The sequence below is a fragment of the Rothia sp. HMSC066G07 genome, assembly GCF_001814485.1.
In the GTDB taxonomy this organism is placed as follows: Bacteria; Actinomycetota; Actinomycetes; order Actinomycetales; family Micrococcaceae; genus Rothia.
On record NZ_KV816924.1, the window covers coordinates 284,928 to 301,289 of the forward strand.

A 16,362-nucleotide genomic window follows, 5' to 3' on the forward strand; every position below is an offset into this window, starting at 1 on the left:
AGGACCATATTCATCTGCCTTGCGGTACTCGCCATCGGGGGCTTTCGAGCCACCGGAGTAGCCGCGAGTTACTCGCGGGCTCGGAGTAGCTGATGCAGAAGCAGCGTCAGATGCTGCCGCAGAGGCCGAAGCGGTCTCGCTCGGCGCGGCAGATGCGGTGGCTGCCGCCTCGTTATTTGCCTGCTGACCGCACGCCGCCAGCAGTCCGGTCAGGCTGAATAGTGCGCCGCCGCTCAGCAGCGTACGGCGGGTCAAAACGGATTCAGGTCCCATTAGAGGTGCTCCAATCGTCGGTGATGGTGTGTATGTGCTAGTCGAGAAGCTTTCTTTAGGTACATCAACGTATCCAAAAGCGACCAGACGAGGTTTCCTACGCTATCGATGCACCGGTGCATCACTATGAGTCCCAGAACCACCCTACAGGAAATTTAGCCATGTTTGCACTCTTTTGCGGTTTATGACAGTCAAAAAACCCCAATACATTATTTTCGCTATCAAACAACATTTGCCTACCGCAACGATGCCTATACTCTTACGGCAACGAAGCCACTTCCGTCAGGTCATCACATCGCCAAAATGCAGGGCCCTACTCCCCCGGCGGGTCCACCGCATCCCTGCTCAGACGGCGAGCGCGTACATGTCGCGGAGGGCCTCTTCTGCCTCGTCGAGGGCGTATCCGCTCTGGCAGAGAGCATCACAGCGGTTACCGTAGCGGAGGCCGGCGAGGAACTCGCGGTCGGTCACCTCCGGCAGGTACACCATGAGGTATTCGCCGTTGTCAGTGAAGAAGTCGTCAATATTGGCGGCGTCCTGACCGGAGCAGAAGGTGCGGAAGTCTTCATCGCTGTAGTAGCCATCCGTGTACATGGGTTTCTCCTTTGGTCGTTCGATGGAGGAATGAGAACGCGTCGTTGTTCTCTACCACCAAAGGTACGGGGCACCCCTGACAAGATAAGGGGCTGCACCGCCCCGCGCCGGAGAAAAACCAGAAAATATTGTGTGACGGGGGGTCTGGAGGTGCACTCCCCCACCGCCCGCATACGCTTCGCGGAGATGAGGTGGTGAAGACTGCTACCCTGCCGAGAAGGCTCCTCCCATGAACGGCGAGAAGCCACATGTGTTTCGAGAAGCCACCAAAGAAGTGGCTTTTCGAAACACATGTGGCTTCTGGGCGGGATATGAATCCGGCTAAGACTCTTCCCCAGCAATAATCTGCAAGTTCTGAATACCGCCCTGATTCACAATATCCAGAGCCAGGGTACGCAACGGCGGCAGGATATCCTCAATCGGTACCAGCGGATCAATAAATGTAGACACCGGCTGAAAACGTTTAATGGGTTCAGAATCAGTCTCTTCAGCAAGCAATGAGATTCCCGCATACATCCTTCGGAGGACAATTGGTTCTCCAGGCTGACCAATCAGACCAACACGAATGCGGAATCCCCCATACACATCGCGTTCCTGTGCATGTTCCCGAAGAAGAGAGAAGAAATCTATAAGAGCCTTCTCAATATCTGTGGACATGCAATGGTTAGGCTTTCCGGCTAGATACTCTGCCAAAGCGGACGACACACTCTGTACGCCCCCAAGCTGATAGGCTCCCACCAACGTTCCGTCATTGTGTAGGTATTTACGATATTTAGCGTCTGCTAGTGCATAGCTCCGAAGTACCCACTGGCGCATTCCCATAATGTTTTCTCCGGAATCCCAAATAGAAGTATGGCAAGTCTGCGTTTGGTGTTCTTTAGATTTGTTTCCATGCTGGGAAGCCATGAGATAGGAATACGCCCACGGACGAGTATGGCCAGAAGCTATATCACTGGGTATCGGGTCTGCAGGGATTACAGGGGTTATGGGAACGGCTGCGATGGCCAGGAATACTCCTTGTTCAGGGTTGAGTGCTTCTGCCGCCTGTTCAAAGTACCCCTGTAGAGTCTTTTCCTGCTCAACGCCACGCTGGAATCGTTCACGGAAACCACGCTCAATATCCCTCTCAGTCATGGGCACGGTATGCGGTCCGTTACGTCGTGGCGCTACAAAGGCATCATTACCCTTCCTCGCAAAATGAGGAGCATCCATTGAATCCGGAATATGCATGAGCACGATATACCCATCATCAGGATTTTCTCCGCAAGGGATTTTTTCAAAGTCAAGACCCACGACCGGCGGACCAATCTTACTGTATGCAGCTTGAAGGATGCGCTGTTCATCAGTTGCGGACCATTGAATGGGATTTATTGAGGAAGCCCCATTATTTTTGCCGTCTTCTCCTACCCCAAAGACAATCCAGCCGCCACCACTATTCGCCATAGCTGCGATATCTTTTGAGGCTTCTTCAAACCATGTCGGTTTTTTGGGGTTGTACAGTTCCTTTTTCCAATCAAGGTCGCTGGTCTCTTCCAGGCCTTCCTCAATGGCCTTTTTGATAATCTCAAGAGTGAGATTCCCAGGTTCTAAGCCCAAGGCGCGGTGAATGGGTGTAAACATTAGAACTCCTTATCAAAAGAGGAAATACCCATAGAATCTGAGTGCTATCCGCCCTCAAACCTTAGTATAGATTCCTTACAAAATTTCTGCCCCTGAATCGGTCAATCGAATCAGCTACTTAGCGGTTCGCCTGCGAGCGCGAGGCTTCTTAGCCGGCTTGGCAGCTTCCTCCGCCGCAGTCAGCTCCTGATAGCGCTCAAAAAGAATCTTCAAACGCGCCTCATCAGAAGAACAACGACGAGACGCACCAAAAGCGACATCCACCGCAGAATCCAACTCATCATGCGCCGCACGCAACGCAGGATCCATCGTCGCCAACGAAGCATACATATCAGCCAGCGACACCGGCTCACCCGCACGCTCCTCAATCGCCTCACGCGCAGCCAACACCTTACGGCCCGCAGCAATCACCTTACGACGCTGCTCCTCAGAAATCTGCGGCAACGGAAGGTTATTCCACACCACCGTATTCGAGAACCTCAAGCGAGACTCCAGCTGTCCACCAATGGCACGTTGCCACGTGATAAGCATAGAAGAGGAGAGGAGAGCAAAGAGGAAGCCATCTGGGTCGATGGCAGTAAATGCAAGGTTGCTCGTAATTGTTTCAGGGGAAAAGTGTTTTACGGTGAAGAACGGACGCTTCTCAGACACCACAGACGGAATGCACACATACGCTTCCAGGGGTTGACGCATTTCACCAAATAGGTGAGGAGTTTGTGCTAACTCCTGCGTTGCTTTCTTTGTGCTCTGCATACGCATGTGTGCCACTGCCTCCACGCGAGCACTCAGCACCGGGCTCGAAGCAATTTCCTCTTCCGTGGCATCGTCCAGCCACAAGCACCAGCGTTCCAGTCCCTGTACTAGCTCCTTAGCACCAACGAAAGGACGAAGATAGCGAGCCGCCATAGGGTCAGCGGCGACCACCGGGTAGTCCTCCACCTCAACGATTAGATTTCCACCATCCGTCGGCTGGCTTCCACGCACCACCTCAGGAATCAAAGAAGACAGAGGCTTAGATCGTTTCTCCACCAGTACATTCGGGCCCTCCACCAGGTAGGCGTTCAGAGTATGAACCGGCTCCTGCTCTACCGTTCGGCGAGTCGACCAATCGTAGTCAAACACTCGAACAGTACGAGACTTCTCCGGGGCCTCCGAGCGAGTAAAGCCCGTAATCACACAGTGCACCGCCGCCTTTCCCGCGGCTTCCGACTCCCACGGGAACGTACGATACGCAAACTTAATACGCCAGCCATCACGGAACAACGGCGCAAACAGCGAAGCAACCGGCTGACCCTGAACAATCGAATTCGTAGACACGAAGGCAAAATCACCAGGAACCACCTTCACATCCAGCGCTTCAGTCTGCTCCTGCAAGGTCTTCAGGTAGCGAGCAGCCTTAGCCAACCACGCCGTCGCAAAATCCAGGTACCCGGCATAGTCCTCGCCCCACGCCAAGCGCATACCCTGATCCTGAGCATCACCCTTCTTCGCCTGACCCACAAAAGGCGGGTTACCCGCAATGTAGACGCGCACGCCGTCAGCCACGTCCTGCGGGGTCACCGGCAAAACCTTCGACCAATCACGGTCCACCTGCTCGCCCGAGGCCTCATCAATCTCAGTCAGAGCATCGCCCTCAAGAATGTGGGCGCTATGGGCCAGAGGAAGACGCACCGGAGCATAGCCGAATTCCTCCATCATCTTCTGGTCCATCTGACGCTCCACCAAAAACATTGCCGTACGCGCAATTGAGGCAGGCCACGGGTCAAGCTCCAGACCATAGAAATTATCGATGGTCACCAAAGGCTCAATCGAGCGGGCACGTTTACGCACCCCCTCACTCACACCAGCCGTACCCACAACCAGCGAACCCAGCTCACTCTCATCGATCTGACCCAGATTACGCAAGCGCACCAGAATATCCAGCTCCAACTTACGCATCTCACGGTAGGCAATAATGATGAAGTTACCGCAACCACAAGCAGGGTCCATGAAGCGGATATTCGCCAGCTCACGGCGCAGATTACGCAGACGAGTCGGCTCATCCGACTTATCCACCGCGTTCGTAAGCTTATCCCGCAACTCATCCAAGAACAGCGGGTTCAAGGTCTTCAGCACGTCCTCCTCCGAGGTATAGTGCTCACCCATCTCACGGCGAGTCTTCGCGTCACGCACCGACTGGAACATCGAACCAAAAATAGCCGGAGAAACCTTCGACCAATCACGCTCCGAAGTCGCCAACAGCTGCTGACGGAACGTCTTTGCCACCGCGCCGCTCATCTCAGCAGGAAGCGGCACAGCATCCGCAAACATGCCGCCATTCACGTACTTAAAGCCAGACAGATACTCCGGAGCATCCGCCACAGCCGAGGCGCCCGAAGGCTTCTTATTCAACAGGTCAAAGAGCTCATTCAAGCGCTGCGCCAGATCCGTACCCTCCTGGTGGGTGCCACGAATCATCCGCTCAAACGAGTTCGAATCCTCAGACTCAGACCACATCTGCGTATCATCAGCAAACAACAAGAACAACAGGCGCGCCATCACCGTCGAAATCTGAGCCTCAGACATGCCAGCCTTCGCCAACGACTCAAAAAGACCCGCCATCTGGTTCGACGCAACACGAGTCTCATTCACCGTCTCAACGTCAAAACCACGACGCATGCGGTCCAAAAGACCCAGAATCGACACGCCATTCGCAATGTCATCAGAGGTCAGATACAGCAGAGCGCAACGCTCCAACAGCGCCTCAACCTGAGCCTCATCCGTCACCAACAGCTCATGACGAGTCAAACGCGACGACGAAGCGCTCGGCCAACGCCACACCTGACGCGGCGTAAAACCAACACCCTCCTGCACAAAAATGCACAGGCGGTGCATGCTCAACGCACGCAACGTACGGTCAACCTCAAGCTGCGAAGTGTTCGACGGAATACGGTCCACACGGCACACCCACACCGGAATGCCCGACTGCGCCGCCACACACTCCACCTTCAACACGCCAGAAGGAACCAGCGGGTCATCCACCTTCACAGTCTGAAACGAGGAATCTCCCAAATCCGACTCATCCCAGCCCAGAGATTCCCTAAAGAAATCACCCAGGCGACCCTCCACCAGGTACGAACGCGCCTGGTCCAGGTCATCATCAGGCCACACAACGGCCATAAAAATACTCCTTCACAAGAGAATAGTGAACCAACCGATTCACAGAAAAACTACACACAGCCCCGCGGTGCGAGACGCTTCACCGCGCCCCGCACCACAGGCCGTAGCACCCACCGGGGCGCACTAACGCACGGGTTCCTTACCCTCAAAATCAGGATTTGCAATCGCCAACGAACACACCACACGTGCCATCTGCATCTCAGATTCCTTCACCAACAGCTCATCGTCCTGGTGCATGCGCAACAACGCATCCAACAAAGAGCGGTTATCCGCCTTACGGCGCAACATACGGCGAAGCTCAGACTCAGCCTGACGACGCAGCGGGTAATGGTACAGCTTATCCAGCACCTTCCGCTCCCGCTCCTGCAGTTCCAAAGTATCCAGCGAAGCCGTGCTATCAGCCCCGTAGAAACGGCGGAACACCTGACGGCGCACACCACGCAGATTACCGTGCGTCGTGCCCTCCTGCCGCAAAACATACTGAGTCAACTTCTGCTGCAGGTCATAATCCTTCGGATCAGTTTCCTGACTCGGCGTCGAATACTCCGCATAGAACAAGCCCAGAGCCTTCGCCGGCGGCACCATGCTCTCCTTCGTGCTGTCCGTAGCCGGGTCATACGACCTCACCGCAAACAGGTCAATCTCAGAGTTCGTGCGCACATACGACACCATCAAAGCATTATCATCCGCCGGATGAACACTCGACTCACCGCGCAACGCACGAGTAGCCAAACGCTTATCCTGCATCTTCATAATCCGCTCAGCATGCTCAGGACGATTCTTCGCAAAATCAGCCCAACGCTCAGCAGCCTCAGACACCGCGTCAATACCCTCTTCCTCAGGCTCCTCGCTATCCAGGTTGCCCGAGTAGAAATCCTCAAGAGTACGAGCCGTAGCATCATCAGAAGACATATCAGTAAAGAACGCCTGATCAGCACCAAAAGCCTTAGCAGCAGATTCCAAACGCTCACGAATACGCGAACGCAACTTCAAAGTCCTCTCCACCGTCTGATGCGAAATCAGATACACATTCACCTCATGATGAACCTGACCCACACGGTCCACACGACCCGCACGCTGAATCAAACGAATAATCGCCCACGGCAAGTCATAATTCACCACCACGTGAGCATCCTGAAGGTTCTGACCCTCAGACAGCACATCAGTAGCCACCAGCACGCGCAGCTCAGGACCATTCAGAGCAGGAGCCTCCGCGTCAGATGCCTGCTCCGTCGGCACACGGTTCGACACCGGCGAGAAACGACGAGCATACGACGCCGGATCATCAGTATCACCAGCCACCGCAGCCACATTCTCAACACCCAGCTTCCGCAGGCCATCAGCAATGTAGTAGGCAGTGTCCTTATACTCCGTGAACACCAGCACCTTATCGTTCGCGTGCTTCTGCTCAATCAAATCACGCAGAGCATGAAGCTTCGAGTCAGTCTCAACCTGCCACGCGCCAAAGCGCCCCAGCATAGCCTTAATCAGCTCGCTATCATGCTGCAAATCATCGCGCAGACGAGACGTAAACACCGTCGAGGAAACCCACTTCGTCTGAGCCGGTGCACTCTGAACCAGGCTCTCATACATCTGCTCCAGGTTTCCGCTCAAATCCTGAACCTGCAGACCATCCACAGACTCAAAGTCAGCCGCGTCAGAACCCTCCAGGCCCAACTGGTCATCCGAGAAACTACCCGTCGGAACACTCAGCTGATGGTCAATCGCATAAATCCACAGCTCGTTACGAATCAACTGACGAGTCAACGACTGAATAAACGAATAACCCGAAGAGCTCAAACGCTTATACAAGCCCGAAAGCACAAAGCCACGCACATTACCACGACCCGAACGAGCCGCCTCAATAATCGCCCTATCCTCCGGAGAATGGTGTGCATTCGGGTTGTCATACCCAGAAATGTCATAACGCGGCAGACGCAAATCCCTCAAATCATCAAGGGTCTGGTCATCCTCCATAAAACGAGCAGGGTCATCAGCCTTAAAACTATGGCTCACCGGCTGCGACACCCAATCCGGGTAATAGAACTTACCCGTCGACAGCTCCAGGTAGCTGCGCTCCTTCGTCACCAAACCATCAGGAGAAGTCCACATCTCCGTCGGTGCCTGGTGCTTAGTGTACGCACGAGTACGACGCACCAGATGGTCACTCATCAACGTGCGCCAATCCTCCGGCTCCTCAGAAATCTCAAAAGCACGCAGGGTCGACAGGTTGCCCTCCAGCTTGTCGAATTTCCTCGGGTACTCCTTCAAACCTGCCTCAGGAACGATGCCCAGGTCAGCGTCCTCATCAAGGTACAGAGCCAACTGCGCCTTCACATCACTAAACGACAAGTTAAACGGGGTCGCAGTCAGAAGCAGAACACGCGACTCATTACGCGAGACATACTCCTTAATGGCACGCCACACCTGCGTATTCTCATTACGCAGATTATGCGACTCATCGCAAATCACCAGCTGATAACGCGCCAAATCATGCAACTCAGCAGCCGCCATCGAATAGCGAACCACCTTACCCACCACGTCATACTCGCTCAGATGCTTATCCCACATCTGCTCCAAGTTCTTAGGGCACAACACCAGAACGCGCATATTCTCTTCGTTCTGCAACATTGACGCCACAGCAATCGCAGTCAAGGTCTTACCCAGACCCACCACGTCACCCAGCATCGTGCCACCACGGCGCATCAAACGGCGCGCCAAAGTATGAGCAGCCGACTTCTGATAATCCATCAGCATATGCTCCAAACGCGGAGAAAGCGCATACTCCTGCTCACCAAAACGAGCATCCTCAGACAGCTCGTAGCAGACCTTCATATACACGTCATACGGGTCAGCCGGCTCAACCCACGACTGGTCAATCAAATCAATAATCTCGCGGGTAATATCAAACGACGTACGCTCACGCCACAGCTTCTCAAACCAATTCTTCAACTTCGCCGCATGATCCGAATCAGTCAACTCAACATTGAGCTCCAAATTCGTGTGCAAACCCGGACGAGTAAAGTTCGAAGAACCCACAAAACTCATCACCGGATGCATATTGCCCGGCTTTGGAGTGTGCGCAACATACGTCTTACCGTGCAAGGCCTGCTTCGTGTACACCTTCATCTGCACACGGCCAGACTCCAAATGCTCCTTCAACGTCAACAAAGCCTGACGACGCGCAGAGCTCGTACCACCAGCCATCAGCTGACCACGCAAATGCTGAACCAGCTCATCGCGGTAACCCGCACGCTCATCATTCTTCGGCACCGAAGACACCGACTCGCCGCGCATCTCCGCCTGTGCCTCACGATGCATCTGCTCCGTAATCGAACGCGGCACCATACCCAGCAGGATACGAGCCACCGGAGTGCCCGGCTCAAACGGAGCCTGACCAATCTCATCAGCAAACTCATCCCACGCGCTCAAGTTCATATAGCCCGTCGCAATATCCAGACGGTCATAGTACTTCATCGTGCGATGCAGTGCGTCAGCAAGCTTCGCGCCTTTACCTTCCCCCTGCGGAAGGTAACCAAGATTATCGTAAATTTCAGCCATGAAAATAACCTTTATATGTGAGTGAATAAAAAATGAATGAAAACTAGGCAGCCAACAGCGCCTTAGCCAGCTCCAGCTGAGCCTTAACCTTCGCAGTACGACGCTTACGGCCAAAAGTCGCCAACACAGCCGACTCAACATCCTGGCCCTCATCCATCAGCTCAGGATTCTGCTCATAGAAGCGCCAAGCATTCGCAATCTCAACCGGGCTAATCTGGTCAAACTCGCGCACCGCACCATCAACCGAAGGACGGAACTCGCCATACTCCTCGCGCGGCTCTTCAACATGCCACACGAACTTATGCTCATCCACCTGTAGCTCGGGCATGCGGTCCGCCAAACGGATAATCCAGTCGCGGTTTTTCTTCGCCAAACGGCTCACACCAAAGCATTGCGCCGCCAAAGTAGCCAAACGATCTGCCTGAACCGGACCCTCAGCAGACACAATCTCTTCAAGAGCAGCAGACATCTGATCCTTAGAACGCTTACTGCGCAGCGAATCAAAAATATCGCGGTCACCCAGCGAAATCGGCTCCCACGGCTCAAACGGGTAACGGCCCTCCCCCACCGCAAGACACAGCGGAGGAACCGAGGAATCAGAGACCGATGCCGGCTGAGAAGCCGAAGCAGGAGCCGCAGGCTGGGCGGGTCGAGAAACCGGTGCCGGGCGAGTAAACGCACCACGAGGCGCAGACACCTCAGTCTTCACCTCACGGGCAGTCGACACAGCCTGACGAACCTCCTCATCCAGCTCACGACGAACCGGTGCCACCTCACCAGCACCAAACAAATCAGCATGCACACGGTTCAGCTGGCTCTCACACCACTCCTGCTGCTCCGGCGCACCCAACGCCTCAAAAAGACGCGCCGCCGAATCGTAGATACGCACCGCATCATTGCGGTTCATATCCCTGCCGTGCATCTTCTTGTTGCGGAAAATACGCAAATCCTGCGCATACGTACCCACGGTACGGCTCGAATCAGGCTCAAATGGGTGCTTCCGCTCCGGAGTACCTACCGGCTCAGTCAGCATACGCAACTGAAGCTGAACGTCTCGCGGGTTGTAACGGCTCAACTCCACCTTGCGCTTACGCTGATCATCCAAGTAAAGCAGAATAGAAACCCAGCCATACTCCTCTACCTGAGACTGGGACATCACCCCCTTCTCCACCACCAAGCGAGTCAGCAGCGGATCAAGCTCACGGCCCAAATACTCCAAACAAGAGAAAGTGTAAGCGTTTGCCTTTTCAATAGACATATAAAAACCATTTCGTTGTATGTGTAGCGGCGACCATTGCCACCACATTCATTATGCCTAATGAGAACGACCTGTGCGTACTGGTTCGTCATTATGGAACCCAACCCGCTTCTCAGCGTAAAGACCAGAAAATAGAAATCCGGCCCGTCTACTCCATCAAGAGTAGCGGGCCGAACGGTTAACTCAAGAGTACAAAAACCAGCACCCAAAAATCAACACATGAAGGATATTTCTAAAGAGCCTACGCTTCCGAGGGCTTCGCGCCGGTCAGGCGGTACGCCTTGTACACGCCCGTCACGTTACGGACCACGTTCAGCACGTGCTCCAGCATGAAGCGGTCACCCAGCTCCAGGGCGAAGCGGTCCACCACGGTACGATCCTCCGAAGTGTGCACGCGCGCATCCAGAATGTTCACGCCCGATTCAGAAATCGCACGAATCAGGTCGCTCAGCAGGCCCTTACGGTCCAGCGCCTCCACCTGAATCTGCACACGGTACGTCGCGGTCGGCGAAGACGCCCACTCGACCGTGGTCACGCGCGGCTCCTCGTCAGCGTTACGCATGTTCGGGCAGTCGCGGCGATGCACCGAAATGCCGTTATAACGGGTCACAATACCGATAATGTCATCCGGCGGGACCGGGGTGCAGCAGCGCGCAATCTTCGTCAGCACACCCTCAGCACCCGGCACAATCACGCCGTTATCGCCAATTGCCTTGCGGGTCGACTTCAGCAGCGTCTCATCAAAATCGCTGACCTCAACCTCGGGTGCCGGCTCGTCGCCACGGTGCACCTCAACGAGGGTGTCAATGACCTGCTTCGGCGCAATCTCGTGCTCACCAATCGCACGGTACAGCGACGCCACATCGTTCTTGTGCAGCAGCTGAGCCACCTGAGTCATAATCTCCGGGCTCATCATCTTCTGCAGCGGCAGCTCACTGTTACGCATGCTCTTGGTGAGCATTTCGCGGCCTGCGAGTAGCGCCTCCAGGCGGCGTTCCTTCGCGAAGTACTGGCGGATCTTCGTGCGAGCGCGTGAGGAGCGAACGAACTTCAGCCAGTCCTCGCTGGGTCCGGCGTCTTCGTTCTTCGTGGTCATAATCTCCACGGTCGCGCCGGTAGGCAGGACCGTGTGCAGCGGCACCAGGCGGCCGTTGACCTTCGCGCCGACGGTGCGGTCGCCGACCTCACTGTGGATGGCGTAGGCGAAGTCCACGGGGGTGGAGCCGTTGGGCAGGGCGATTGCCTCGCCGTTGGGGGTGAGCACCACGATTTCGTCGGTGTCGAGGGTGTCAGCGAGCGACTCGTAGAACTTCTCCGACTCCGGGTTGGAGTTCGAAATCTCGGCAATGGACTGCAGGATGCCGACGTTCATCATCGCCGAGGTCTGGGTGCCCGGCTCCTTCGGGTCCTTCGCGGGCGCGCCGCCACGAGCTGCGACCTTCTCGCCGCGCGATGCCGCCTTGTAGCGCCAGTGCGCCGCCACACCGTACTCAGCTTCTTCGTGCATCTTGTAGGTGCGGATCTGAATCTCAAGCGGCAGGTTGCCCGGACCGTACACGGTCAGGTGTAGCGACTGGTAGTTGTTGTTCTTCGGGTTCTTAATGTAGTCCTTGAAACGGCCAGTCATCGACGGCCACAGGGACAGCACGTGGCCGAGCACGGTGTAGCATTCCGCCTCTTCCTCAACCATGATGCGCACGGCGAGGATGTCGTTAATCTCGTCGAAGCTGCGGCCCTTCGTCTTCATCTTCTGATGAATCGAGTAGTAGTGCTTGGGGCGGCCCGTCACGGTCGCGTCGATGCCCACCTCTTTCAGGCGGTCCGTAATCTTGGTGCGCGCCTCGTTCAGGAACTTTTCGAGGGCGGGGGTGCGTTCGCCGACCATGCGCACCATTTCGGCGTAAATCTCCGGGCTCATGGCGGCGAAGGAGAGGTCCTCCAGCTCCCACTTGATCGTGTTCAGGCCCAGGCGGTGCGCGAGCGGCGCGTAAATTTTCAGGGTCTCCTCCGCCTTCTTCGCGGCGGAAGCCTGCGGCACGAAACGCCAGGTACGGGCGTTGTGCAGGCGGTCGGCAAGCTTAATGAGCAGCACGCGAATGTCCTTGCTCATGGACAGCACGAGCTTACGAATCGTCTCGATGGAGGCGTTCTCACCGTACGTCATCTTGTCCAGCTTGGTCACGCCATCGACCAGGTAGGCGACCTCCTCACCGAAATCCTCGGTGAGCTGCTCCATCGTGTAGTCGGTGTCTTCCACCGTGTCGTGCAGCAGGCCGGCGGCGAGCACGGGGCCGGTCGCGCCCATCTCCGCAAGAATCGCGGTCACAGCCACCGGGTGGGTGATGTACGGGTCGCCGCTCTTACGCTTCTGGCCCTCGTGGTAGTGGTTCGCCACCTCGTAGGCGCGCTGCAGCACGCGGATATCCTCGTCGGGGTGGTAGCGGCGCACCGCGCGCACGACCGGCGCGATCATGGGCGAGAAACGGATGGTGCCGCCGTGCGAATCGGACGCCTCCATCGTGCTGCTGCGGCTACCGAAGACGAGGCGGTTCGGCACACGTCCGCCAGCAGCCATGACGCGGTGCGAGCCGCGTTTCTTCTTTGCGTCAGACGAATCAGTTTCAGGCAGAGGAATCGGGCCAGCGGGCCGAACCGCGGGCTTCTCGGCGGTCCCTGCAGGGTTCTCAGCGTTGGTGTTCACGGCAGGTTCTGCACTCATTCCAGGCTCCTTCGGACTCAAGATAATCAGCCGCACACTCAGGTTCCTCATCGTTGAGGGCTATACCGGCCAAACCAGCCATCAGCAGGCTCAAACGCGAGCGCACAGTATCTTCACTTCTTATCCTACCCAGCGGTCTGGAACGCGCCAAACTATGCGACGTTTTAACACGCCCGAGCGCGTTTTCTGAGCGAATATCCGGGTGGATGCACGGGCACGCTAAAGGGGAGCCGATACCTTTCGGTATCGACTCCCCTATCGTTAGCAGCGCCAGTAGCGCTGGCGGAACGTTGGCTAGCCGTTCAGGTTCACGCGGTGAATCTCAATGGTTGCGCGTGCCGGCTTCTTAGCGGGCTTCTCGGTTGCCTTCTCGGCATCTGCGGAATCCTTGGATTCCTCAGCAGACTTGCTGGACTTCTCAGCCTTAGCGGCCTCGGCGGGCTCCTCCGAAGAATCACCCTCAGCATCCTCAGCGTCCTTGAAGCTGCCGCTCTCCACCTTCGCGGTGTGCTCACGAATCTGAGGCTCACCCAAACGCAGCGAAGCATACAGCGGCGCAGACACGAACAGCGTGCCGAACATGCCCACCAGAATACCCACGAACAGCGACAGGGACAGGTCCTGCAGAGTACCCGCACCCAGGATGAACGCACCAATGAACAGGATCGCGCCCACCGGCAGAACACCCACAATAGCGGTGTTAATCGAACGAACCAGGGTCTGGTTCACTGCCAGGTTAATCTGCTCGGCAAAAGTCGTGTCGCGGCGTTCCAGCACATCCTCGGTGTTCTCACGGATCTTATCGAACACCACCACCGAGTCGTACAGCGAGTAGCTCAGAATCGTCAAGAAACCAATAATCGCACTCGGAGTGATCTCGAAGCCGAACGCGGCGTACAGGCCAACCGTCACCACCACGGTGAAGAACAGGCCCGCAATAGACGCCAACGACATCTTCCAGGTACGGAAGTAGAACGCCATACCAATCAGCGCAAGCACCACAAACGCGACCAGACCCCAGAACGCCTGACGGGTCACATCCGCACCCCAGGTCGGGCCCACAAACGAAGAGGTCACGTCATTCTCAGAGACGCCGTAACCCTCCTGCAGAGCCGCCTTCACCTGCAGAGTCTCATCATCGCTGAGCTTGCTCATCTGGGCACGAATCGTACCCGGGGCAATATTGGTCACGCGAACATCCGAAGCGTCCTTCGCCTTCTCGTGAATAATGCGCTCACCCGTAGCAGTATCAACGTGCGCAGTCTTCGAGACCACGAACTCCGAACCGCCACGGAAATCAATACCCAGGTTGAAGCCGCCACCAACAGCCGGAATCAGAACCGAAACCGCCATCAGCACAGCCGCAAGCAGCAGCCACAGGCGGCGCTTACCCACGAAGGGGTACGAGCGGGCGCCCGAATGCAGGTCATTACCGAAGCGGGCAAAAGCATTAGGTTTCACATCGGTAGCCATGCTTAGCTCTCCTTCTTCTCATCAGAAGCAGACTCGTCAGCCTCAGCGGCAGCACGCTCTGCACGGCGACGCTCAGCAATGCTCAGCTGCTTCTCCTCCGGGCTGCGGAGGCGACCGGCACCACGGTACAGCGGCGTAGCGCCCAGCGACTCAGGCGACAAGCCCGAGTGGCGGTGACCCTCACCGAAGTAACGAGTATTCGCCAGCAGAGTCAGCATCGGGTGGGTGAACAGGTACACGACCACAAGGTCAGCAATCGCAGTCAAACCAAGGGTGAACGCGAAGCCCTTCACCGAACCGACCGACACCACGTACAGCACCACAGCAGCCAGCAGGTTCACAGCCTTCGACGCCAGAATAGTGCGGGATGCACGCTGCCAACCGTGGTTCACCGCCGACGGGATCGTGCGGCCCGCACGGATCTCATCACGGATACGCTCAAAGTAGACGATGAACGAGTCAGCCGTAGCACCAATCGCCACAATCAGACCCGCCACACCAGCCAGGGACAGGCGGTAGTTCAACGCCCAGCCCAGCAGCGCAATCGCCTCATACGAGATGATGCCCGCAACAATCAGCGACGCAATCGTCACAAAGCCCAGCAGACGGTACTGGAACAGCGAGTACACGAACACCAGCAGCAGACCAATCAGGCCGGTCAGCAGACCCACACGCAGCTGCTCCGAACCCAGGGTCGCAGAAATCTGCTGCTCCGACTGGATTGTGAAGCTAATCGGCAGGGCACCGTACTTGAGCTGATCGGCGAGAGCCTTCGCCTCCTGCTCGGTGAAGTTACCGGTAATCTGCGGCTTACCGTCAGAAATCACAGCCTGCGACACCGGGGAAGACAGCACCTTGCCGTCCAGCAGAATCGCGAAGCGGGCACGCGGATCATTTGCGTTCTGTGCACGAATCGCGTTCAGGCGAGAAGTAATGTTCTGGAACTTCTCACGAGCCTCATCGTTGAACTGAATGTTCACAGCCCAACGGCCCGTAGTCACGCCCTGACCGGTCGTCTCCTGCGAGTGGCTTGCGGTAGAAATATCGCTACCGCTCAGCTCCACAGGACCCAGAATGTACTTCTCCTGACCGTCAGTGGAACACGCCACCATCGGCTTAGTCGGGTCCGCACTATCGGCGTCCTCATTACGTGCCGCGGTGCAGTCCTTCGCCTCGTACTGCTTGTACAGGTCCGCAGTAATCCAGTTACGGTCCGAACCATCAGTCGGCTCCGCGGAGGGCTTGGGCAGCTTATCGTCCGCAGTGCGGGCATCCTCAGCCACCGCAGTACCGGCACCAGAAAGCAGCACCGGGCGGAAGGTCATATTTGCAGACGCCTGAATCAGCTGACGAGTCTCAGCGCTAATCGTTCCGGGAACCGAAACAACCACGTTATTACCCGAGCCGAAAGAGGTCGTAACCTCCGCCTCCGAAACGCCGGCACCATCAACGCGCTGACGAATAATCTCAACCGCCTGGTTCAACTGCTCCTGGGAGACGTTCTCATCCGAAGAGCCATTAACCTTCGGAGAAAGAATCATCTGAGTACCACCCGAAAGGTCCAGGGCGAGCTTCGGTGCCCAAGAACCTCCCGAATAGGTGCTACCGAAAATACCGGCAGCCATAACAACCATGAGCAGGACCATCGAGAGGAGCGCCCCTCGCGCGGCTGCAAGCGGTGAACGCTTAGCCATAATGTTCCTTC

General features: G+C 56.4%; 8 protein-coding genes and 1 pseudogene. All 9 read right to left on the bottom strand.

Annotated features, from left to right (window positions below; genetic code table 11):
- A pseudogene (locus HMPREF2971_RS04880) lies at positions 1–273 on the bottom strand (hypothetical protein); the annotation flags it as partial.
- A gap of 345 nt (positions 274–618) precedes the next feature.
- Entirely contained in the window at positions 619–867 is a 249-nt protein-coding gene (locus HMPREF2971_RS04885; RefSeq protein ID WP_070691669.1) for a hypothetical protein, read from the bottom strand.
- Between the two features lie 321 nt (positions 868–1,188).
- A complete protein-coding gene (locus HMPREF2971_RS04890; RefSeq protein WP_070691671.1) occupies positions 1,189–2,487 on the bottom strand; it encodes an AlbA family DNA-binding domain-containing protein in 1,299 nt (432 codons plus the stop codon).
- Between the two features lie 114 nt (positions 2,488–2,601).
- Positions 2,602–5,646 (bottom strand): DNA methyltransferase, encoded by a 3,045-nt coding sequence (locus HMPREF2971_RS04895; protein WP_070691673.1) that lies wholly within the window; start codon positions 5,644–5,646, stop codon positions 2,602–2,604.
- Between the two features lie 123 nt (positions 5,647–5,769).
- Positions 5,770–9,207: a helicase-related protein gene (locus HMPREF2971_RS04900; protein ID WP_070691675.1), complete on the bottom strand. Its 3,438-nt coding sequence runs from the start codon at positions 9,205–9,207 to the stop codon at positions 5,770–5,772.
- Positions 9,208–9,250: 43 nt separating this feature from the next.
- Positions 9,251–10,465 carry a DUF3320 domain-containing protein gene (locus tag HMPREF2971_RS04905; RefSeq protein WP_246825048.1) on the bottom strand — a complete coding sequence of 405 codons (1,215 nt, stop codon included), beginning with the start codon at positions 10,463–10,465 and terminating at the stop codon, positions 9,251–9,253.
- A gap of 241 nt (positions 10,466–10,706) precedes the next feature.
- Positions 10,707–13,184: a RelA/SpoT family protein gene (locus tag HMPREF2971_RS04910; RefSeq protein WP_070691679.1), complete on the bottom strand. Its 2,478-nt coding sequence runs from the start codon at positions 13,182–13,184 to the stop codon at positions 10,707–10,709.
- Positions 13,185–13,478: 294 nt separating this feature from the next.
- The gene (gene secF, locus HMPREF2971_RS04915) at positions 13,479–14,657 is read right to left on the bottom strand and encodes a protein translocase subunit SecF (protein ID WP_070691681.1); all 1,179 of its coding nucleotides are present in this window, start codon (positions 14,655–14,657) and stop codon (positions 13,479–13,481) included.
- A 2-nt stretch (positions 14,658–14,659) separates the two neighbouring features.
- Positions 14,660–16,351 (bottom strand): protein translocase subunit SecD, encoded by a 1,692-nt coding sequence (gene secD / locus HMPREF2971_RS04920; protein ID WP_070691683.1) that lies wholly within the window; start codon positions 16,349–16,351, stop codon positions 14,660–14,662.
- Between the last annotated feature and the right edge of the window lie 11 nt (positions 16,352–16,362).